The organism is Klebsiella scottii (assembly GCF_036561945.1).
GTDB classification, from domain to species: domain Bacteria; phylum Pseudomonadota; class Gammaproteobacteria; order Enterobacterales; family Enterobacteriaceae; genus Klebsiella; species Klebsiella scottii.
In genome coordinates this window covers 238,895-259,759 of record NZ_JARXNI010000017.1, presented here as the reverse complement: position 1 = coordinate 259,759, position 20,865 = coordinate 238,895, and the positions used below count along the sequence as shown (strand labels likewise).

Sequence of the window (20,865 nt, the reverse complement as noted above, 5' to 3'; positions counted from 1 at the left end):
CTACTCAATTTTCCCGCCGTTCCCGCCGCTAAAGAAAGTTCTTAAATTTTTCTGTTGTCCCGTTTTTTTATGCATATTTCCCGCCCTCCTTGCGACCTTCTACTATATTTAATAAGCAATTTTCAAAACGCTGGCTTAATAAACTACTTATTTTGCTTTACCGATATAGAAATAACGAGGAGATCACCATGACAAGACTAAAGAATACCAGCACGCTGCTGGCGCTCTTCTTAGGCTCGGCCATGATCAGCGCCTCGGCATATGCGGATAACTCAACGACGGACAGCGCAAAGTCCGTTGCTAACAGCGCCGGGCAGGCTGTCGATAGCTCGATGAATAAAGTCGGCGACTTTATGGACGACAGCACGATTACTGCCAGAGTTAAGGCGGCGCTAATCGATGATAAAAGCATCCGCAGTACGGATATCTCGGTGAAAACCGAGAATAAAACGGTCACCCTGAGCGGCTCGGTGGAGAGCTCCGGGCAGAAAGAGCAGGCGGTCAGGATAGCGAAAGAGATTAAGGGCGTCTCGGCGGTTAACGATGAGCTGAGCGTGGCCAATCAGCAGCCTGCAAGCCTGAAGGGCTACGCTGGCGATACGGCAATTACCAGCGAAATTAAAGCCAAGCTGCTGGCCGATGATATTGTCCCTTCGCGGAAGGTGACGGTTGAAACCAGCTCCGGCACCGTGCGTCTGTCCGGGACGGTTGGGTCTCGTCAGCAGGCGGATCGCGCCGCCGGGATCGCTAAAGCCGTGACTGGCGTAAAAACCGTAAAAAACGACCTCAAAGTTCAATAACACCGTTCACTAAACATATTTTTTCGGCTACTGCCGTTGAATCAGAGCACGACAGGGTTGGTGCCTGCGCGACCTGAGCGCGTAGAAAAGCGACCGTTATCCACTATGGTAAGGAGAGCATTATGTTTCGATGGGGCATTATTTTTCTGGTCATCGCCTTAATTGCCGCCGCTTTAGGATTCGGTAGCCTGGCGGGTACGGCAGCCTGGGCGGCGAAAATTGTCTTTGTCGTCGGTATTATTCTGTTCCTGGTCAGTCTGTTTACCGGGCGTCGACGCCCATAGATGCAAAGGCCAGAACGGCTTTAAGCGCATTGATGAAATAGTGTTTTACATAAAGCCAGTCTATATGACTGGCTTTTGCTGTATCAGGGGTATAAAACTTGCGTTACTTTGTTGTTATAGAATAAGCAAACAGGAAAGCAGAGTGGGGCATCGAATTCCCGTAACGCTTGGCAATATTGCGCCGTTATCGGTTAAACCTTTTCAGCCGGGCAAGCTTGGTCTGGTGTGCGAGGGGGGTGGACAAAGGGGGATCTTTACCGCCGGGGTGCTGGATGAGTTCATGCGCGCCGGATTCAACCCTTTTGACATTATGCTCGGTACCTCCGCCGGGGCGCAAAATCTGTCAGCCTATATGTGCAACCAGCAGGGCTACGCGCGTAAGGTCATCACGCGTTATACCACCTCCCGCGAGTTTTTTGACCCGATGCGTTTCGTGCGCGGCGGGAATCTTATCGATCTCGACTGGCTGGTGGGAACCACGGCGCAAAAAATGCCTCTGGCGATGAGCTATGCCGAAGAGCGATTTTCACAGGGCAAAGAGCTGTGGATGTGCGCCTGCCGCGGCGATGACTATACGCCAAACTACTTTTCCCCGACGCAGTCCACGTGGCTCGATCAGATCCGCGCCTCCAGCGCGATCCCCGGTTTTTATCGCAGCGGCGTGATGCTTGACGGCATCAGCTATCTCGACGGCGGCGTCAGCGATGCGATTCCGGTGCAGGAGGCGGCAAAACGCGGCGCGCAGACGATTGTGGTGATCCGCACGGTCCCGTCGCAGATGTACTATACCCCGCAGTGGTTCAAACGTATGGAGCGCTGGCTCGGTGAAAGCAGCCTGCAGCCGTTTGTGAATCTGGTCCAGCACCATGAGGCCACCTACCGCGCGACCCAGCAGTTTATTGAGAAGCCGCCGGGTAAGCTGCGGATCCTCGAAATTTTCCCGCAGAAGCCGCTAAAAAGTATGGCCCTGGGGAGCCGGCTGCCGGCGCTGCTGGAGGACTATAAAACCGGGCGCCAGTGCGGCCGCTATTTTCTGGCAACGGTGGGCAGGCTGCTGGCCGATCGTCCGCCGCTGCTGCGCCATATGCCGCGTCTCGCGGTGCCTGCGCCGGTGGTGGTGCCGCCGGCTTCCGTTGCCAACGATGCGCATCAGGCAACCCTGATCGACGCCGCCCAGGCCAACGATGCCAGCTTCGATAATGAGGACCTGGCGTGATGCTGCAATTTATTGATACCCACTGTCATTTCGATTTTCCACCGTTTGCGCATGATGAAGTGGAGAGCATTGCCCGGGCCGCGCGTGAAGGCGTGACGCAGATTATTGTCCCCGCCACCGAGGCGGATAATTTTCCCCGCGTGCTGGCCCTGGCCTCGCAGCATGATGCGCTGTATGCCGCGCTGGGCTTGCATCCGATAGTTATTGAGCGTCATGACGAGAGCAGCCTTCAGCGGCTTGAAGCCTGCCTGCAGCAGCGCAGCGCGAAGGTGGTGGCAATTGGTGAAATTGGCCTCGATCTCTATCGCGAGGACCCGCAGTTTGATCGGCAGCAGGCGCTGCTTGAGGCGCAGCTGCGGCTGGCAAAACGTTATGATTTGCCGGTGATCCTCCATTCGCGACGCACGCACGATAAGCTGGCGATGCTGCTGAAAAAGCATGCTCTGGCGCGTACCGGCGTGGTGCATGGTTTTGCCGGCAGCCTTCAGCAGGCGGAGCGTTTCGTGCAGTCAGGATACAAAATTGGCGTTGGCGGAACCATCACCTATCCCCGCGCCAGCAAAACGCGCGAGGTCATGTCGCGTCTGCCGCTATCGGCGCTGCTGCTGGAAACGGATGCCCCGGATATGCCGCTAAACGGTTTTCAGGGACAGCCAAATCGCCCGGAGCAGGCGGCTCGGGTTTTTGCCACGCTGTGCGAGCTGCGCCAGGAGCCGGCTGATGTTATCGCGCACGCTCTTCTGAGCAACACCAAAGCGTTGTTCGGCACGCTGTAAATCCTCGCTAAACAGCCTAAACCTGTCCTCTCCGCCGCCGCCGTGGCAAAACGTACGCTACCGCCCCTTTTTTGTGAAAATTCCATCATTCCCTAACGTTAAATAAAGTATCTATTTTTCAATGGATAACTATAAATTCACCTTTCTTGAGCACAATGTGTGCGCGCTGCGGTCGAGTTATTCAGCGCTGGTATGTTATAATAATAACATTATCGCACGATGAGGAATTCTGATTATGCTTAAAGAAAACTTGTCGCTGAGATGGTGAGTACTGGCATTTTTATGTGATTTACATCTCATTATGGTTATGCAAGTTAGTAATTAGTTTTCATTAACTGTGATGGATGTCGAAGTGTAGCGGCGAGGTGATGTTACAATAGTAACAGACTCGCAAGGTGACAAACTATTCAACCGGCAATAAGCCGTCGGAGTATGAAATGACTGATTTATCTGCAAGCAGCCTGCGCGCATTGAAACTGATGGACCTGACCACCCTGAATGACGACGACACCAATGAGAAGGTGATTGCGCTGTGTCATCAGGCAAAAACGCCGGTAGGTAACACGGCCGCTATCTGCATCTACCCTCGCTTTATTCCGATTGCTCGTAAAACCTTGAATGAGCAAGGCACTCCGGATATCCATATCGCCACGGTGACCAACTTCCCGCACGGTAATGACGATATCGATATCGCCCTGGCGGAAACCCGCGCCGCGATCGCCTACGGCGCCGATGAAGTTGACGTGGTATTCCCGTACCGGGCGCTGATTGCCGGCAATGAGCAGGTTGGATTCGACCTGGTTAAAGCCTGCAAAGAGGCCTGTGCGGCGGCTAACGTTCTGCTCAAAGTGATCATCGAAACCGGTGAGCTGAAAGAAGAAGCGCTGATCCGCAAAGCCTCCGAAATTTCCATCAAAGCGGGCGCGGATTTCATCAAAACCTCGACGGGGAAAGTGCCGGTAAACGCCACGCCTGAAAGCGCGCGCATCATGCTGGAAGTTATCCGCGATATGGGCGTACAGGAAACCGTAGGCTTTAAGCCAGCGGGCGGCGTACGCAGCGCGGAAGACGCACAGCAGTTCCTGGCGATTGCCGATGAGCTGTTCGGCGCACAGTGGGCTGACTCACGTCACTACCGTTTTGGCGCGTCAAGCCTGCTGGCTAGCCTGCTGAAAGCGCTGGGTCACGGCGACGGTAAGAGCGCCAGCAGCTACTAAGACGTAACGGTGACATAACCGTATCCCGGACGAGGCGCGGCAGCGCCGACGCCGGGAGATCCCCGGCGCCGCGAGGTGCGGCCGGGCTTCAGGATTTTAGCACGGGCGCAGATAACGCCGCCCGTCGTGTTTGACCTTATTCCTCAGGGGGTTACCTTGTTTCTCGCACAAGAAATTATTCGTAAAAAACGTGATGGTCACGCGCTGAGCGATGATGAAATTCGCTTTTTCATCAACGGTATTCGCGATAATACCGTTTCCGAAGGGCAGATAGCCGCGCTGGCGATGACCATTTTTTTCCACGATATGACTATGCCAGAACGCGTTTCGCTGACGATGGCGATGCGGGATTCAGGAACCGTACTGAACTGGAAAAGCCTCAATCTTAACGGGCCGATCGTGGATAAGCACTCCACCGGCGGCGTGGGCGACGTCACGTCGCTGATGCTTGGCCCGATGGTCGCCGCATGCGGCGGCTATGTGCCGATGATCTCCGGTCGTGGACTGGGGCATACCGGCGGAACGCTCGACAAGCTGGAAGCGATCCCAGGCTTCGATATTTTCCCGGATGACGGCCGTTTCCGCGACATCATTAAGGATGTCGGCGTGGCTATCATCGGACAGACCAGCTCGCTGGCGCCTGCCGACAAGCGCTTCTACGCCACCCGCGATATTACCGCGACGGTGGACTCGATTCCGCTGATCACCGCCTCTATTCTGGCGAAAAAGCTGGCTGAAGGCCTGGATGCGCTGGTGATGGACGTGAAAGTCGGCAGCGGCGCCTTTATGCCGACCTACGAGCTCTCTGCGGCGCTGGCCGAAGCGATCGTTGGCGTCTCCAACGGCGCGGGCGTGCGTACCACCGCGCTGCTGACCGATATGAATCAGGTGCTGGCTTCCAGCGCCGGTAACGCCGTGGAGGTTCGCGAAGCGGTGCAGTTCCTGACCGGCGAATACCGCAATCCGCGTCTGTTTGACGTGACGATGGCGCTGTGCGTCGAAATGCTGATTTCCGGCAAGCTGGCCCAGGACGACGCCGACGCGCGGGCGAAGCTGCAGGCGGTGCTGTATAACGGTAAAGCGGCCGAGGTCTTTGGTCGAATGGTAGCGGCGCAGAAAGGCCCGAACGATTTCGTTGAAAACTATGATAAATATCTGCCGACCGCGATGTTGAGCAAAGCGGTCTACGCTGATGGCGAAGGCTTTGTCGCTGAAATGGACACCCGGGCGCTGGGTATGGCGGTGGTGTCGATGGGCGGCGGCCGTCGCCAGGCATCCGACCCGATTGACTATAGCGTCGGCTTTACCGATATGGCTCGCCTGGGCGATAGCGTTGACGGGCAGCGGCCGCTGGCGGTGATTCATGCGAAAGATGAATCCAGCTGGCAGGACGCCGCCAAAGCCGTGAAAGCGGCAATTAAACTGGACGATACCGCACCGAAAGAAACGCCGACGGTCTATCGTCGCATTACTGAATAGCTGTATACTGATCTGATCGCTTTTTTGCAGCGCAAAAGGTACGGAGAATAATATGAAACGTGCATTTATTATGGTGCTGGACTCCTTCGGCATCGGTGCGACTGAAGATGCTGCTCGCTTTGGCGACGTTGGCGCAGACACCCTCGGACATATTGCGCAAGCGTGCGCAAACGGGGAAGCCGACACCGGCCGCAAAGGCCCGCTGAATTTGCCAAACCTGACCCGTCTCGGTCTGGTAAAAGCGCATGAAGGTTCTACGGGTTCCATCGCGGCAGGAATGGATGGAAATGCGGAAGTTGTCGGCGCCTATGCGTGGGCGCACGAACTCTCTTCCGGTAAAGATACGCCGTCAGGCCACTGGGAAATCGCCGGCGTGCCGGTGCTGTTCGACTGGGGCTACTTCCCGGAACACGAGAACAGCTTCCCGCAGGAGCTGCTGGACAAGCTGGTTAAACGCGCAAACCTGCCGGGCTACCTCGGCAACTGCCACTCTTCCGGTACCGTCATTCTGGATCAGCTCGGCGAAGAGCATATGAAAACCGGCAAGCCGATTTTCTATACCTCCGCTGACTCGGTGTTCCAGATTGCCTGTCATGAAGAAACCTATGGTCTCGATAAGCTGTATGAGCTGTGCGAAATCGCGCGCGAAGAGCTGACTGAAGGCGGTTACAACATCGGCCGCGTGATTGCGCGTCCGTTTATCGGCGACAAGGCGGGTAGCTTCCAGCGCACCGGTAACCGTCATGACCTCGCCGTTGAGCCGCCTGCCGCCACCGTGTTGCAGAAGCTGGTGGATGAGAAAGACGGCCACGTGGTGTCGGTGGGTAAAATCGCCGACATCTATGCGAACTGCGGGATCACTAAAAAAGTGAAGGCGACCGGCCTGGACGCGCTGTTTGACGCGACCATCAAAGAGATGAAAGAAGCGGGCGACAAGACAATCGTCTTCACCAACTTCGTCGATTTCGACTCTTCATGGGGCCACCGTCGCGATATCGCCGGCTACGCCGCGGGTCTGGAGCTGTTCGACCGCCGTCTGCCTGAACTGATGGCGCTGGTCGGGGAAGATGACATTCTGATCCTGACCGCCGACCACGGCTGTGACCCAAGCTGGCAGGGCACCGACCATACCCGGGAACATATTCCGGTACTGGTTTACGGTCCGAAGGTTAAACCAGGTTCGCTTGGCCACCGCGAAACCTTCGCGGATATCGGCCAAACGCTGGCGAGCTACTTCGGTACTTCCGCGATGGACTACGGCAAAGCTATGTTCTGATGGATTTGGGCGGGAACTTCCCGCCCTTCATGCATTTAAATATAAAAGGATAAAACGATGGCAACTCCACATATTAACGCCGAGATGGGTGATTTCGCTGATGTTGTTCTGATGCCGGGCGACCCGCTGCGCGCGAAGCACATTGCGGAAACCTTCCTTGAAGATGTGCGTGAAGTTAACAACGTGCGCGGCATGCTGGGCTTCACCGGGACCTACAAAGGCCGCAAAATCTCCGTTATGGGCCACGGAATGGGTATCCCATCCTGCTCCATCTATACCAAAGAGCTGATCACCGATTTCGGCGTGAAGAAAATCATTCGCGTCGGTTCCTGCGGCGCGGTACGCGCTGACGTGAAGCTGCGTGACGTGGTTATCGGTATGGGCGCCTGCACCGATTCCAAAGTGAACCGTCTGCGTTTTAAAGACCATGACTTTGCCGCTATTGCTGACTTCGGCATGGTGCGCAACGCCGTTGATGCCGCGAAAGCGCTGGGCGTTGACGCGCGCGTCGGTAACATCTTCTCCGCCGATCTGTTCTATACGCCGGACCCGTCCATGTTTGACGTGATGGAAAAATACGGCATTCTGGGCGTGGAAATGGAAGCGGCCGGTATCTACGGCGTGGCGGCGGAGTTCGGTGCAAAAGCGCTGACCATCTGTACCGTGTCCGATCATATCCGTACGCACGAGCAGACCACCGCTGCCGAGCGTCAGACCACCTTCAACGATATGATCAAAATCGCGCTGGAATCCGTTCTGCTGGGCGATCAAGAGTAAGATGAGCGGCTCTCCCCCGATGCGGGGAGGGCCTCAGTTTCCGGCTAAGGCACGAACGCCGCGGCCGGATGCCAACCTCCGGCCATTAGCGCACCGCACCCGCTATCCATGCGGACAGCTCACCTAGCTCCTGTTCCTGCTCGGGGAAATCGACCCGTAACGCCTCGCACGCCTGCTGCAGCGCCTCGGCGCGATACGCACAGCCCTGCAACCGCGCGGCCAGCGCTTCCAGCGGCGCCGGGTTCAGGCTGTCGGTAAACACCTGCGTGCGGGTGATATGCCCCTTCTCGACGTCGAAATGCAGCTCGACGCCTCCCCAGCGAAAGCGCTCATCCAGCAGATGAGAGAAGGCCGGCGCCTGGCCAAAATTCCACTCCCAGCTGCTCTGGCGAGCGAAGGTTTCGGCAAAATTCGGCAGGTCCGGCGTGTTATCCGGCGAAATGACTTCGGCTTCCACGCGCTCGCCGTAATGTTTGAAAAAAGCCTCTTCAATGGCGGCGCAAACCTGACGGTGCGTAATGCCAGGCAGCAGCTCCACCAGATTGGCAACCCGGCCGCGTACCGAGGTTATCCCCTTGGCCTGCAGCTTTTTTGGGTCCGGATTGAGGTAGTTGGCGAGACGGCTTAAATCGGCGTTCAGCAGCAGCGTGCCGTGATGAAAGCCGCGATCCATCGTTTCACGGTAGGCGGAGCCGGAGACCTTGCGATCGCCTTCGGCGGTTTTCACCACCAGATCGTTGCGCCCGGAGGCTTCCGCCGCGACGCCCAGCGCGTTGAGCGCCTCGAGGACGATACGCGTGGAGACGGTTTTATCGTACTCGGGCTTGCCCGCCATAAAGGTAAAGCAGGTGTTGCCCAGATCGTGAAAAACGGCGCCGCCGCCGCTGCTGCGGCGCGCCAGACGCACGTTGTCCTCCTCCATCCGGCGGGTGTTGCACTCTTTCCACGGGTTTTGCGCCCGGCCAATAACCACCGTATCGGCGTTGCGCCACAGAAACAGCACTCTCTGGGTTGCCGGCATCTGGCGGAAAATAGACTCCTCAACCGCGAGGTTGAACCACGGATCGTAGGAGTCGGAGAGCAGCAGGCGTAGCGTCGGCATCAGGGGGTTCCTTTTTTATCTTCTTCTTCATCTTCCACCGGCTTATTGGCGGTAAGCAGGAATGGCGACTGCTGCCAGCGGGTGCGTTTACCCTGCAGCAGGGTGCGGGTCAGCACGACGCCAATAGCCAGCGACAGCAGCAGCATCAGGCGGAGAATATTGGTGGTATTATCCACCTGTTTTGCCTCGGTCGCTAACGTATGGGTATCCAGCGTCAGGCGCAGGTAGCCGAGCGGACCGTTTTTCCCCTGGACAGGTTCGACGATTTGCTGATTAAAGTAGCCGCCGGCCTTTTTACCGTCGAGGGCGAGCCTGTCGCGGACGTTGACGCCTTCGCCGGAGCGCGCCACCAGGTCGCCCTGGTCGTCATAGACGCCGGCATCCAGGATACGGCTGCGTTGCGTAAGCTGCTCCAGCAGCTGACTGATGCGCTTCTCATCGGGCGTTTCGCTGCGCATCATCGGCGCAAGATTTAGCGAAACCTGCTGGGCAAGCGTGCGGGCCAGTTCTTCCAGCTGCGGGTTACGCTGTTTTTGGCTGTTCTGGCTGAACCACGAGGCTCCCTGCATCAGAGCGACGAGAAGCGCCAGACAGATCAGAACGATGACGGCGCGATGCAGTCGGAATTTCAGTTTTGCGCGTACCATATTCCACCTTTAATATTTGCAGCTTAATGTTGCCAGAAGCGCTGGTTACAAGGTAGCCTCATGCGTTATTTTCCTCGCCTGAATGAAGAAATCTGGAGCCGTAATGCCGAACAGTTTGACCTGGTGCGATCTGCCCGAAGATGTTTCCCTGTGGCCTGGATTACCGCTTTCGCTGAGCGGTGATGAGGTCATGCCGCTGGATTATCATGCCGGACGCAGCGGCTGGCTGCTTTACGGCCGGGGCCTTGATAAGCGCCGTTTAACGGACTGGCAGCGTGAGCTGGGCGCGGCGCTGGTTATCGTCGCCTCCTGGGTCGTTGAAGACTATCAGGTTATTCGTCTGGCCGGCTCTCTGACCCTGCGCGCGACCCGACTGGCGCACGAAGCCGGGCTGGACGTCGCGCCGCTGGGTAAGATCCCGCACCTGCGCTCGCCGGGGCTGCTGGTGATGGATATGGACTCCACCGCCATTCAGATTGAGTGTATCGATGAAATTGCGAAGCTCGCGGGAACCGGCGAGCTGGTATCGGAAGTGACCGAACGCGCGATGCGCGGTGAGCTGGACTTTACCGCCAGCCTGCGCCAGCGGGTGGCGACGCTGAAAGATGCCGATGCCAATATTTTGCTGCAGGTGCGTGAAGCGCTGCCGCTGATGCCGGGGCTGACTCAGCTGGTGCTGAAACTGGAAGCGCTGGGCTGGAAGGTGGCTATCGCCTCCGGCGGCTTCACGTTCTTTGCGGAATACCTGCGCGACAAGCTGCATCTTGACGCCGTGTTCGCTAATGAGCTGGAAATCATGGACGGCAGGCTAACCGGCAACGTGATTGGTGATATCGTCGATGCTAAATACAAAGCCGCGACGCTGCGCAAGCTGGCGGAAAAATATGAAATTCCGCCGGCGCAAACTGTGGCGATCGGCGACGGCGCCAACGATCTGCCGATGATCAAGGCCGCGGGCCTCGGTATCGCCTATCATGCGAAACCGAAAGTGAACGAGCTGGCGGAAGTAACGATCCGCCACGCTGACCTGATGGGGGTATTCTGTATTCTCTCGGGCAGCATGAACCAAAAGTAAGAGGTTAACGTGGCGAAAGCTCCAAAACGCGCATTTGTCTGTAATGAATGTGGTGCGGATTACCCCCGCTGGCAGGGGCAGTGCAGCGCCTGTCATGCCTGGAATACCATCACCGAGGTGCGTATTGCCGCTTCGCCGCAGGTGGCGAGAAACGAGCGCCTGACGGGCTATGCCGGTAATGCCGGCGTGTCGAAGGTGCAAAAGCTGTCGGAGATCAGCCTTGAGGCGCTGCCGCGCTTTTCCACCGGCTTTAAAGAGTTTGACCGCGTGCTTGGCGGCGGCGTGGTGCCGGGGAGCGCGATTCTGATTGGCGGCAGCCCGGGTGCGGGGAAATCGACGCTGCTGCTCCAGACGCTGTGCCGGCTGGCGGAAGGAATGAAAACGCTGTACGTCACCGGGGAAGAGTCTCTGCAGCAGGTGGCGATGCGCGCGCATCGTCTGGGGCTGCCAACGGCCAATCTCAACATGCTCTCCGAAACCAGCATTGAGCAAATTTGCCAGATCGCCGACGAAGAAAAGCCGCAGCTGATGGTTATCGACTCCATCCAGGTGATGCATATGGCCGACGTGCAGTCCTCGCCGGGCAGCGTGGCCCAGGTGCGTGAGACCGCCGCTTACCTGACGCGGTTTGCGAAAACCCGCGACGTGGCGATTATTATGGTGGGTCACGTCACCAAAGACGGCTCGCTGGCCGGGCCGAAGGTGCTCGAACACTGTATTGACTGCTCGGTACTGCTGGATGGCGACGCCGATTCCCGCTTTCGCACCCTGCGCAGCCATAAAAACCGCTTCGGTGCGGTGAATGAGCTGGGGGTCTTCGCGATGACCGAGCAGGGGCTGCGCGAAATCAGCAACCCTTCGGCTATTTTCCTCAGCCGCGGCGATGAGGTCACTTCCGGTAGTTCGGTGATGGTGGTCTGGGAAGGCACCCGTCCGCTGCTGGTGGAGATTCAGGCGCTGGTCGATCACTCGATGATGTCCAACCCGCGCCGGGTGGCCGTGGGGCTGGAGCAGAACCGGCTGGCGATACTGCTGGCGGTGCTGCACCGTCACGGCGGCCTGCAGATGTCCGACCAGGACGTCTTCGTCAACGTCGTTGGCGGGGTGAAGGTGGCGGAAACCAGCGCGGACCTCGCGCTGCTGCTGGCGATGGTGTCGAGCCTGCGGGATCGTCCGCTGCCGCACGATCTGGTGGTGTTTGGCGAAGTGGGCCTGTCCGGCGAGATCCGCCCGGTGCCCAGCGGCCAGGAGCGCATCTCCGAGGCGGCCAAGCACGGGTTCCGCCGCGCCATCGTCCCGGCCGCCAACGTGCCGAAAAAAGTACCGGAAGGGATGCAAATCTTTGGCGTGAAAAAGCTTGCGGATGCGCTAAGCGTTTTTGACGACTTATAATTAAATATCCGTCGTCTTTCCGGCGGCAGGTGTGTTGGCGGCGTTCGCTTGCCGCCTTCCTGCCACCAGAAACCCACAGGATATTTTTTCAGTATTGCTAAAGCAGGAGGCTCTTGTGTCATCGTTCGACTATCTCAAAACCGCGATTAAGCAAAAAGGCTGCACGCTGCAGCAGGTGGCTGAAGCCAGCGGGATGACCAAAGGCTATCTGAGCCAGTTGCTGAATGCGAAAATTAAAAGCCCAAGCGCGCAGAAGCTGGAAGCTCTGCACCGCTTTCTCGGCCTTGAGTTCCCGCGTCGGCAGAAAAGCGTCGGCGTGGTGTTTGGTAAGTTTTACCCGCTGCATACCGGCCATATCTATTTGATCCAGCGCGCCTGCAGTCAGGTAGACGAGCTGCATATCATCATGGGCTATGACGATACCCGCGACCGCCAGCTGTTTGAAGAGAGCGCCATGTCGCAGCAGCCGACGGTGCCCGACCGTCTGCGCTGGCTGCTGCAAACGTTCAAGTATCAGAAAAACATCCGCATTCACGCCTTTAATGAAGAGGGGATGGAGCCTTATCCGCACGGCTGGGACGTCTGGAGCCGAGGGATCCGCGCCTTTATGGACGAGAAGGGCATTCAGCCAAACTGGATCTATTCCTCAGAAGAGTCCGACGCGCCGCAGTATCTGGAGCAGCTGGGGATCGAAACGGTACTGATCGATCCTAAGCGAACCTTTATGAACATCAGCGGCGGGCAGATTCGTGAAAACCCGTTCCGCTACTGGGAATATATCCCCACCGAAGTGAAGCCGTTCTTCGTGCGCACGGTGGCGATCCTCGGCGGCGAATCGAGCGGTAAATCGACGCTGGTCAATAAGCTGGCCAACATCTTCAATACCACCAGCGCCTGGGAGTACGGTCGGGACTACGTCTTCTCGCATCTGGGCGGCGACGAGATGGCGCTGCAGTATTCTGACTATGATAAAATTGCGCTCGGACACGCTCAGTACATTGATTTCGCTGTGAAATATGCCAATAAAGTGGCGTTCATCGATACCGATTTCGTCAGTACCCAGGCATTTTGTCTGAAGTATGAAGGCCGCGAGCATCCCTTCGTCCAGGCGCTGATCGACGAGTACCGTTTCGACCTGGTTATCCTGCTGGAGAACAATACGCCGTGGGTGGCCGACGGTTTACGCAGTCTGGGAAGCTCGGTGGATCGTACGGAGTTCCAGACCCTGCTGGTGTCGTTGCTTAAAGAGAACGAAATAAACTTCGTGCACGTGAAAGAGGCGGACTACGATACGCGCTTTCTGCGCTGCGTCGAGCTGGTGAAACAGCTGATGGGCGAGCCGGGCTAACGACCGCGATGGCGTGGGATAGAAAAACGGGTGGCCTGGCCACCCGTTTTTTATTACCTGTTCTTATTACTTGGCGATACGTTTGTACTTGATGCGCTTCGGTTCCAGCGCATCGGCGCCGAGGGTGCGCTTCTTGTACTCTTCGTATTCGGTAAAGTTACCTTCGAAGAACTCCACCTTACCTTCATCCTGGTAGTCCAGAATGTGGGTCGCTACGCGGTCAAGGAACCAGCGGTCGTGCGAGATAACCATCGCGCAGCCCGGGAACTCCAGCAGGGCGTTTTCTAACGCGCGCAGGGTTTCGATATCCAGGTCGTTGGTTGGTTCATCGAGCAGCAGAACGTTACCGCCAACCTGCAGCAGTTTCGCCAGGTGCAGACGACCGCGCTCACCGCCGGACAGCTCGCCGACGCGTTTGCCCTGATCGACACCTTTGAAGTTAAAGCGGCCAACGTAGGCGCGGCTCGGCATCTCGGTGTTGCCGATCTTCATGATATCCAGCCCGCCGGAAACCTCTTCCCAAACGGTTTTGCTGTTATCCATAGCGTCACGGAACTGATCGACGGAGGCCAGCTTAACGGTATCACCCAGGGTGATAGAACCGGCATCAGGCTGTTCCTGACCCGACATCATGCGGAACAGGGTGGATTTACCCGCGCCGTTTGGCCCGATGATCCCGACGATGGCTCCTTTCGGTACCGAGAAGTTCAGGTCGTCAATCAGCAGGCGATCGCCGTAGGATTTACGCAGGTTGGTGACTTCAACGACTTTATCCCCCAGACGTGCTCCAGGCGGAATAAACAGTTCGTTAGTTTCGTTACGTTTCTGGTATTCAACGCTGTTAAGCTCTTCGAAGCGCGCCAGACGGGCTTTGCCCTTAGACTGACGGCCTTTCGCGCCCTGGCGGACCCACTCCAGCTCTTTCTCAATGGACTTGCGGCGCGCCGCTTCCTGAGAGGCTTCCTGGGCCAGGCGCTGATCTTTCTGCTCCAGCCAGGAGGAGTAGTTGCCTTCCCACGGAATGCCTTCACCGCGGTCGAGCTCGAGGATCCAGCCGGCGACGTTATCAAGGAAGTAACGGTCGTGGGTAATGGCCACAACGGTTCCTTCGAAGTCGTGCAGGAAGCGTTCCAGCCAGGCCACGGATTCGGCATCCAGGTGGTTGGTCGGTTCGTCGAGCAGCAGCATGTCCGGCTTTTCCAGCAGCAGGCGGCACAGAGCCACGCGGCGGCGTTCACCACCGGACAGGTTAGCGATTTTGGCATCCCAGTCCGGCAGGCGCAGGGCGTCGGCCGCACGCTCGAGCTGCACGTTCAGGTTGTGGCCGTCGTGCGCCTGGATAATCTCCTCAAACTTGCCCTGCTGGGCGGCGAGTTTATCGAAGTCGGCATCCGGCTCAGCGTACTTAGCGTACACCTCATCGAGGCCTTTCAGCGCGTTAACCACTTCGGCAACCGCTTCTTCCACGGACTCGCGAACGGTCTGCTCCGGGTTAAGCTTCGGCTCCTGCGGCAGGTAGCCAATCTTAAGGCCCGGCTGCGGGCGGGCTTCGCCTTCGATATCGGTATCGATACCGGCCATAATGCGCAGCAGGGTGGACTTACCGGCGCCGTTCAGGCCGAGAACGCCGATCTTCGCCCCAGGGAAGAAGCTCAGGGAGATATTTTTCAAAATATGACGTTTCGGCGGAACCACTTTGCCGACACGATGCATGGTATAAACGAATTGAGCCACGTTGGACTTCGCCTCTTTTATATACTCTTCACCCTTCAGGCTGCCTCAGCCGGAATGATTTTGAGTAGGGTAGTGAATAGTTTTCAAAGGCGAAGTGTAGCCTTTTTCGCGCTTTAATCCCAGAGAGGCGATGGGATTCACAGAAGAGTAAAAAAATGTTCAGGACGTGGCGCGTTTGGCGTTGTCTGGTTAGCATATCTAAAGCGATACCGGAATATTTTAAAAGCGGCACGATGCTGCTCTGATGGACTTAAATAGGGGAATAGCTTGTGGAAAAGGCCAAAACTACGGCGTGGCGCCTTCTGGCTGCCGGCGTAAGTCTGCTGACGCTTAGCCAGCTGGCGCATGCGGATTCACTGGATGAACAGCGCAGCCGCTATGCCCAAATTAAGCAGGCGTGGGACGGCCGGCAGATGTCGGTCGTCGATGAGCTGATGCCCACGCTGTCGACCTATCCGTTATACCCGTACCTCCAGTACCGGCAGATAACCGATGATCTGATGAACCAGCCGGCGCTGGTGGTGAAAAATTTTATTGAGGCTAACCCCACGCTTCCGCCCGCCCGCTCCCTGAAATCGCGCTTCGTCAATGAACTGGCCCGTCGCAGCGACTGGCAAGGGCTGCTGGCGTTTAGCCCCGACAAGCCGACCAGCACCGAAGCGCAGTGTAATTATTACTATGCGAAGCTGAGCGTGGGTCAGGCGCAGGAGGCCTGGGACGGCGCAAAAACGTTGTGGCTCACCGGTAAAAGTCAGCCCAACGCGTGCGATGCGCTGTTTAGCGCCTGGCGCGCTTCCGGCCAGCAGGACCCGCTGGCCTGGCTCGAACGCATCCGTCTGGCGATGAAGGCGGGCAACACCAGCCTGGTGCGATCGCTGGCGCAGCAGATGCCGCCTGAGTATCAGACCATCTCTTCCGCGAGTGTGGCGCTGGCCAACGATCCGAATACCGTGATGAATTTTGCCCGCACCACCGGAGCCACCGATTTCACCCGTCAGATGGCGGCGGTGGCCTTTGAGAGCGTGGCGCGCCAGGACGTCGAAAACGCCCGGCTGATGATCCCGTCGTTGGTCCAGGCGCAGCAGCTCAATGACGATCAAACCCAGGCGCTGCGGGATATCGTGGCCTGGCGCCTGATGGGCACCGACGTTACCGACGAGCAGGCGGTCTGGCGTGATGACGCAATTATGCGTTCTCAGTCCACGCCGCTGGTGGAGCGCCGCGTGCGCATGGCGCTGGGAACCGGCGATCGCCACGGCCTGAACACCTGGCTGGCGCGCCTGCCGATGGAGGCCAAAGAGAAAGACGAGTGGCGCTACTGGCAGGCGGATTTGCTGCTGGAGCGCGGGCGTGATGATGAAGCGAAAGCCATCCTCCGTTCGCTGATGCAGCAGCGCGGTTTCTACCCGATGATTGCCGCCCAGCGGCTGGGCGAAGAGTTCACCTTCCGGATCGATAAGGCGCCCGCAACCCTCGATTCGGCGCTGACCTCGGGGCCGGAAATGGCCAGGGTACGCGAGCTGATGTACTGGAATATGGACAACACCGCGCGCAGCGAGTGGGCCAACCTGGTGACCAGCCGGACCAAAGATCAGCAGGCCCAGCTGGCGCGCTATGCCTTCAACCAGCACTGGTGGGATCTTAGCGTTCAGGCGACGATCGCCGGGAAGCTGTGGGATCAGCTGGAAGAGCGCTTCCCGTTGGCCTACAACGATCTTTTCTCCCGCTATATCAGCGGCAAGGATATTACGCAAAGCTACGCTATGGCGATTGCCCGTCAGGAGAGCGCCTGGAACCCGAAGGTCCGCTCGCCGGTTGGCGCCAGCGGCCTGATGCAGATTATGCCGGGCACCGCCACCCATACGGTTGGGATGTTTAATATTGCCGGCTACGGCGGCCCATCGCAGCTGCTGGATCCGGAAACCAATATCAATATTGGCACCAGCTATCTGCAGTACGTTTATCAGCAGTTCGGCAATAACCGTATTTACGCTTCCGCCGCCTATAACGCCGGGCCTGGACGGGTGCGCACCTGGCGGAGCAATAGCGCCGGGCGGATCGACGCGGTGGCGTTTATCGAGAGCATCCCGTTCTCGGAAACGCGCGGCTACGTGAAGAACGTGCTCTCCTATGACGCTTACTATCGCTACTTCATGGGAGAGAAAGCGGGAATGCTCAGCGATGCGGAGTGGCAGCAGCGTTACTAACGCGAGCGGTCTGCGGGCGACATAGCATTTTGCTATGCCGCCCGAAATCCATAGAGTATTGACCGGAGTATGCTATGCTTTGTACTCGTTAATGAGTACAAACGATCGGCGGCCCGGGCCGCCGGCCTTAACATGGCGGCGCAACATGACCCAACAATCCCCTTATTCAGCGGCGGTGGCCGAACAACGTCATCAGGAGTGGCTTCGCTTCGTGGCCTTACTTCAGCAGGCGTACGCCGACGATCTGCACCTGCCGCTGCTGCAGCTGATGCTGACGCCCGACGAGCGCGAAGCGCTGGGCACCCGCGTGCGGATTATTGAAGAGCTTTTGCGCGGGGAGATGAGCCAGCGCGAGCTGAAAAGCGAGCTCGGTGCCGGGATTGCCACCATCACCCGCGGCTCTAACAGCCTGAAATCTGCGCCCGCCGAGCTGCGACAGTGGCTGGAACAGGCGCTGCTGAACGTTAACGATAAATAGCGTTATGAAACGGACTAAGCGCCAGCACTACCGCCTGATGATAAACGCTGCTGCGCGTAAGTTTACCGGCGGTAAAGATGCCGATAGCCCCCTCCTTGCGGCCAATTTCATCGATGCCGGTATGCTGTGACATCACCGGCCCTAAGGCTGCGCCGGCGCGGACCTGTTCGAGGATCGCCGCCGGCAGCGGCAGAGTGGCCGATCGCGCTTCACCGCGCTGCAGGCTATTTTCGATGACGACCCAGCTAAACGTACTGCCGTCATCGATTCCAGCCTCGATGGCGACCCAGAAATCGGCATCCGGGCGCGCAGCCCGCGCATTCGTGACCCGATTTCGTGCGCCAGCGCGCGTTTCGTCGTTACCAAACGGCTGTTCCGGCACGCCGCTCTCGACGGAGACGGACTCAATGTGGCAGGATCCTTCGCCGAAGATCTCGTTAAAAGCCTGCAGAATTGCCTGAATTTTGGCGGGATTAGTGGTAGCTGAGACAACATGGTGCATAATCAAACAACTCAGAATAAATTAACGTCATCGCAGTATACTCCAAATCGTTTTCGCTGCAGGGCACCGGCCCGGTAGCCGAAATTGTGAAGAGCACAGAACGGATAAAAAGCATGTTACAGGTACACCTTGTTCGCCACGGTGAAACGCAGTGGAACGCCGAGCGACGTATTCAGGGCCAGTCCGACAGTCCGCTAACCGCCCACGGTGAGCGTCAGGCCTGGCAGGTTGGCGAACGCGCCAGAACGCTGGACATTACGCATATTATTGCCAGCGATTTAGGGCGTACGCGCCGAACGGCAGAAATTATCGCGGAAGCCTGCGGCTGTAGCGTCATCCTTGATTCGCGCCTGCGCGAGCTGGATATGGGGGTTCTTGAGAAACGCCATATCGATTCGCTGAGCGCGGAGGAGGAGGACTGGCGTCGTCAGCTGGTTAACGGCACCCCGGACGGGCGTATTCCGCAAGGCGAGTCGATGGAGGAGCTTAGCCAGCGTATGCACGCGGCCCTGGCATCCTGCCTGGAGCTGCCTGAAGGGAGCCGTCCGCTGCTGGTGAGTCACGGCATGGCGTTGGGCTGTCTGGTCAGCACGATTCTTGGCCTGCCTGCGCACGCCGAGCGGCGGCTGCGCCTGCGTAACTGTTCAATTTCGCGCGTTGATTATCAGCAAAGCCCGTGGCTGGCTTCAGGCTGGGTGGTTGAAACCGCGGGGGATATTTCGCATCTTGATGCCCCCGCGATGGATGAGCTGCAGCGCTAGCGGCGGATTGGGATCAGGTACTCGCAGCGTAGCTGAATCGGCGTATCCTGATCCCGGCTTTCATCCTCAGGGAAGAAGCGTTCGATATCCAGGCCCTTGCGGCGGGTGAGGTTCAGCATCGGCATGCAGGTGCCGTAAACCGTCAGGATAAACTCCTGCAGCCCGGTCCCTAATCCTTCATAGGTGAACATCACATATTCACCGCCTTCCAGGGCGATTGGATGCGAATTATGCAGGTGACCGTTGGCCATCTCCGGCGTCACGGCGGTGGTATAGAAGACCTCCTGCTCGTCATCTTTCTCAAGACTTGGACGCGGTTCATGCAGGCCGTAGAGCGTGGGCGGAATCGACGGCGAGTTGCCGAGGAAGTCTCGCCAGAACTGCACGCGCATCTGGTTACGGAAGTCAGAGATCTCCTCCAGCTTACAGGTATAGCTCTGGGTCACGCCAATCAGCGGCGTATTGCTCAGGGTGATAAACTCATGCTGCGGCATGGTGAATTCGCCCAGACGCAGCGGAGGACGCATACCGTAAGCGCTCCAGTCAGGGGAGCGGCGGTAGAGCGCAGGCGTCACAGAGAACTGTTTTTTAAACGCTCGGGTAAACGTCTGCTGGGAGTCGAAGCGGTACTGTAGCGCGATGTCGAGGATCGGACGCGCGGTCAGGCGCAGCGCCACCGCCGATTTTGATAAACGGCGTGCGCGGATATAGGCACCTATAGCATGGCCGGTCACGTCTTTGAACATTCTTTGCAAATGCCACTTGGAATAACCGGCCTTCGCAGCCACATTGTCCAATGACAGCGGCTGATCCAGGTGACCTTCCAGCCAGCTAAGGAGATCGCGAATAATCCCTGCTTGATCCATAAAATGTCCTCATCCTTAAACTTAGGTGCCTGCTACTAAGGTAGCGGATAATAGCATTTTTTGATGTTTTAGCATTCAGTGTTTTTTTTGCCTTTAAATGCGATGTGTCAGCGAACACTCCTGCTATTTTTGTAAAGCTGTGATCTATAAACCTTTTCCATTGAGCCAATAATCATCGCTCGGGGAAAATCTAAAAAATGGTAACAATATGAAATACAAGAAGTTAATGATCGGACTGCTTTTACTGGCCGGCTGCCAGGCGGCTCAGGCGGAACAGATTGGCTCGGTGGATACCGTCTTCAAATTCTTTGGCCCGGACCATAAGATCGTCGTTGAAGCCTTCGACGATCCGGACGTGCAGAACGTCACCTGCTATATCAGCCGGGCGAAAACCGGCGGCATTAAGGGCGGTCTGGGGCTTGCTGAAGACACCTCTGACGCGGCGATCTCCTGCCAGCAGGTCGGGCCGATTGAACTGACCGATAAAATCAAAAACGGCAAGTCTCAGGGAGAGGTCGTGTTCCAGAAACGCACCTCGCTGGTGTTTAAAAAACTGCAGGTTGTCCGTTTTTACGATAGCAAGCGCAATGCCCTGATCTACATGAGCTATTCGGATAAGGTCGTCGACGGATCGCCGAAGAATGCGCTCAGCGCCGTGCCGATCATGCCGTGGAATAAATAGCAGGGAAGGCGCTGGCCACATGGCGCCGTTAGCACTCGCGATGAATCAACACGCTGCTGCGCTAGCCTGGACGCGTATTTCGCTGATGGAAGATGCAGCATTGCTGCTGGCGTGAAGTGCGTTGATGCTCCTGGCCCGCCGCCTTGACCGGTAGGCGCGATCGTCTCAGAAGCCGAAAAAAGCGGAGCAACCGGACGGTGAGAGTGACGATAATCTCAGGATCTGGAAATAAAAAAACGGCGCCTT

General features: G+C 57.6%; 20 protein-coding genes. 15 read left to right on the top strand and 5 right to left on the bottom strand.

Annotated elements, in window-relative coordinates; all coding sequences use genetic code 11:
- Positions 1 to 188 precede the first annotated feature (188 nt).
- The 8 genes from osmY (at position 189) to deoD (ending at position 7,825) form a co-directional block, all read left to right on the top strand.
- On the top strand, positions 189 to 800 hold the full coding sequence (osmY, locus tag QFI97_RS01430) for a molecular chaperone OsmY (RefSeq protein ID WP_346430434.1): 612 nt from the start codon (positions 189 to 191) through the stop codon (positions 798 to 800).
- A gap of 122 nt (positions 801 to 922) precedes the next feature.
- Positions 923 to 1,084: a DUF1328 domain-containing protein gene (locus tag QFI97_RS01425; RefSeq protein ID WP_004857650.1), complete on the top strand. Its 162-nt coding sequence runs from the start codon at positions 923 to 925 to the stop codon at positions 1,082 to 1,084.
- 142 nt (positions 1,085 to 1,226) lie between these two features.
- Positions 1,227 to 2,300 carry a patatin-like phospholipase family protein gene (locus QFI97_RS01420; RefSeq protein WP_095103939.1) on the top strand — a complete coding sequence of 358 codons (1,074 nt, stop codon included), beginning with the start codon at positions 1,227 to 1,229 and terminating at the stop codon, positions 2,298 to 2,300.
- Complete coding sequence (locus QFI97_RS01415) at positions 2,297 to 3,076, top strand: TatD family hydrolase (RefSeq protein ID WP_095103937.1); 780 nt, start codon at positions 2,297 to 2,299, stop codon at positions 3,074 to 3,076. Before QFI97_RS01420 ends, QFI97_RS01415 begins: the two co-directional genes overlap by 4 nt.
- A gap of 437 nt (positions 3,077 to 3,513) precedes the next feature.
- Entirely contained in the window at positions 3,514 to 4,293 is a 780-nt protein-coding gene (deoC, locus tag QFI97_RS01410) for a deoxyribose-phosphate aldolase (RefSeq protein ID WP_159237547.1), read from the top strand.
- A 156-nt stretch (positions 4,294 to 4,449) separates the two neighbouring features.
- The gene (gene deoA / locus QFI97_RS01405; protein ID WP_346430433.1) at positions 4,450 to 5,772 is read left to right on the top strand and encodes a thymidine phosphorylase; all 1,323 of its coding nucleotides are present in this window, start codon (positions 4,450 to 4,452) and stop codon (positions 5,770 to 5,772) included.
- Between the two features lie 52 nt (positions 5,773 to 5,824).
- A complete protein-coding gene (deoB, locus tag QFI97_RS01400; protein WP_095103933.1) occupies positions 5,825 to 7,048 on the top strand; it encodes a phosphopentomutase in 1,224 nt (407 codons plus the stop codon).
- A gap of 57 nt (positions 7,049 to 7,105) precedes the next feature.
- Positions 7,106 to 7,825, top strand: coding sequence for a purine-nucleoside phosphorylase (gene deoD / locus QFI97_RS01395; RefSeq protein WP_041143950.1), 720 nt, complete (start codon positions 7,106 to 7,108; stop codon positions 7,823 to 7,825).
- An 85-nt stretch (positions 7,826 to 7,910) separates the two neighbouring features.
- Here the strand turns inward: deoD and lplA are convergent, their stop codons facing one another.
- Positions 7,911 to 8,927 (bottom strand): lipoate--protein ligase, encoded by a 1,017-nt coding sequence (lplA, locus tag QFI97_RS01390; protein WP_346430432.1) that lies wholly within the window; start codon positions 8,925 to 8,927, stop codon positions 7,911 to 7,913.
- Complete coding sequence (locus QFI97_RS01385; RefSeq protein WP_346430431.1) at positions 8,927 to 9,574, bottom strand: YtjB family periplasmic protein; 648 nt, start codon at positions 9,572 to 9,574, stop codon at positions 8,927 to 8,929. The genes lplA and QFI97_RS01385 overlap by 1 nt, the downstream gene beginning before the upstream one ends.
- A gap of 103 nt (positions 9,575 to 9,677) precedes the next feature.
- On the opposite strand from QFI97_RS01385, the gene serB reads away from it, so the two are divergent.
- From serB to nadR, 3 genes are all read left to right on the top strand, one after another.
- Complete coding sequence (gene serB, locus QFI97_RS01380; RefSeq protein WP_095103927.1) at positions 9,678 to 10,649, top strand: phosphoserine phosphatase; 972 nt, start codon at positions 9,678 to 9,680, stop codon at positions 10,647 to 10,649.
- Positions 10,650 to 10,658: 9 nt separating this feature from the next.
- Positions 10,659 to 12,041 carry a DNA repair protein RadA gene (radA, locus tag QFI97_RS01375; RefSeq protein WP_159871278.1) on the top strand — a complete coding sequence of 461 codons (1,383 nt, stop codon included), beginning with the start codon at positions 10,659 to 10,661 and terminating at the stop codon, positions 12,039 to 12,041.
- A 115-nt stretch (positions 12,042 to 12,156) separates the two neighbouring features.
- Positions 12,157 to 13,389: a multifunctional transcriptional regulator/nicotinamide-nucleotide adenylyltransferase/ribosylnicotinamide kinase NadR gene (gene nadR, locus QFI97_RS01370; RefSeq protein WP_095103923.1), complete on the top strand. Its 1,233-nt coding sequence runs from the start codon at positions 12,157 to 12,159 to the stop codon at positions 13,387 to 13,389.
- Positions 13,390 to 13,455: 66 nt separating this feature from the next.
- Here nadR and ettA read toward each other — a convergent pair whose 3' ends face one another.
- Positions 13,456 to 15,123, bottom strand: coding sequence for an energy-dependent translational throttle protein EttA (gene ettA, locus QFI97_RS01365; RefSeq protein ID WP_041143956.1), 1,668 nt, complete (start codon positions 15,121 to 15,123; stop codon positions 13,456 to 13,458).
- 269 nt (positions 15,124 to 15,392) lie between these two features.
- Between ettA and sltY the strand changes: the two genes are divergently transcribed.
- Both sltY and trpR read left to right on the top strand, forming a co-directional pair.
- Positions 15,393 to 17,330, top strand: a complete 1,938-nt coding sequence (gene sltY, locus QFI97_RS01360) for a murein transglycosylase (protein ID WP_346430430.1) — start codon at positions 15,393 to 15,395, stop codon at positions 17,328 to 17,330.
- 145 nt (positions 17,331 to 17,475) lie between these two features.
- Complete coding sequence (trpR, locus tag QFI97_RS01355) at positions 17,476 to 17,808, top strand: trp operon repressor (RefSeq protein ID WP_095103919.1); 333 nt, start codon at positions 17,476 to 17,478, stop codon at positions 17,806 to 17,808.
- On the opposite strand, the gene yjjX is transcribed toward trpR, so the two are convergent.
- A complete protein-coding gene (gene yjjX, locus QFI97_RS01350; RefSeq protein WP_095103917.1) occupies positions 17,795 to 18,310 on the bottom strand; it encodes an inosine/xanthosine triphosphatase in 516 nt (171 codons plus the stop codon). The two genes, trpR and yjjX, sit on opposite strands and share 14 nt — an antisense overlap.
- Before the next feature lie 113 nt (positions 18,311 to 18,423).
- Between yjjX and gpmB the strand changes: the two genes are divergently transcribed.
- Entirely contained in the window at positions 18,424 to 19,071 is a 648-nt protein-coding gene (gene gpmB, locus QFI97_RS01345) for a 2,3-diphosphoglycerate-dependent phosphoglycerate mutase GpmB (RefSeq protein WP_095103915.1), read from the top strand.
- On the opposite strand, the gene robA is transcribed toward gpmB, so the two are convergent.
- Positions 19,068 to 19,937 (bottom strand): MDR efflux pump AcrAB transcriptional activator RobA, encoded by an 870-nt coding sequence (gene robA / locus QFI97_RS01340; protein ID WP_095103913.1) that lies wholly within the window; start codon positions 19,935 to 19,937, stop codon positions 19,068 to 19,070. The two genes, gpmB and robA, sit on opposite strands and share 4 nt — an antisense overlap.
- A gap of 208 nt (positions 19,938 to 20,145) precedes the next feature.
- On the opposite strand from robA, the gene creA reads away from it, so the two are divergent.
- Positions 20,146 to 20,619, top strand: a complete 474-nt coding sequence (gene creA, locus QFI97_RS01335; RefSeq protein ID WP_095103911.1) for a protein CreA — start codon at positions 20,146 to 20,148, stop codon at positions 20,617 to 20,619.
- The last annotated feature ends 246 nt before the right edge of the window (positions 20,620 to 20,865 follow it).

Excerpts from the sequence above, each read along its gene's own strand:
- gpmB (WP_095103915.1), top strand. The coding sequence starts at position 18,424 with ATGTTACAGGTACACCTTGTTCGCCACGGTGAAACGCAGTGGAACGCC.
- lplA (WP_346430432.1), bottom strand. The coding sequence starts at position 8,927 with ATGCCGACGCTACGCCTGCTGCTCTCCGACTCCTACGATCCGTGGTTC.
- QFI97_RS01385 (WP_346430431.1), bottom strand. The coding sequence starts at position 9,574 with ATGGTACGCGCAAAACTGAAATTCCGACTGCATCGCGCCGTCATCGTT.
- QFI97_RS01425 (WP_004857650.1), top strand. The coding sequence starts at position 923 with ATGTTTCGATGGGGCATTATTTTTCTGGTCATCGCCTTAATTGCCGCC.
- trpR (WP_095103919.1), top strand. The coding sequence starts at position 17,476 with ATGACCCAACAATCCCCTTATTCAGCGGCGGTGGCCGAACAACGTCAT.
- creA (WP_095103911.1), top strand. The coding sequence starts at position 20,146 with ATGAAATACAAGAAGTTAATGATCGGACTGCTTTTACTGGCCGGCTGC.
- deoD (WP_041143950.1), top strand. The coding sequence starts at position 7,106 with ATGGCAACTCCACATATTAACGCCGAGATGGGTGATTTCGCTGATGTT.
- deoB (WP_095103933.1), top strand. The coding sequence starts at position 5,825 with ATGAAACGTGCATTTATTATGGTGCTGGACTCCTTCGGCATCGGTGCG.
- osmY (WP_346430434.1), top strand. The coding sequence starts at position 189 with ATGACAAGACTAAAGAATACCAGCACGCTGCTGGCGCTCTTCTTAGGC.
- yjjX (WP_095103917.1), bottom strand. The coding sequence starts at position 18,310 with ATGCACCATGTTGTCTCAGCTACCACTAATCCCGCCAAAATTCAGGCA.
- robA (WP_095103913.1), bottom strand. The coding sequence starts at position 19,937 with ATGGATCAAGCAGGGATTATTCGCGATCTCCTTAGCTGGCTGGAAGGT.
- serB (WP_095103927.1), top strand. The coding sequence starts at position 9,678 with ATGCCGAACAGTTTGACCTGGTGCGATCTGCCCGAAGATGTTTCCCTG.
- deoC (WP_159237547.1), top strand. The coding sequence starts at position 3,514 with ATGACTGATTTATCTGCAAGCAGCCTGCGCGCATTGAAACTGATGGAC.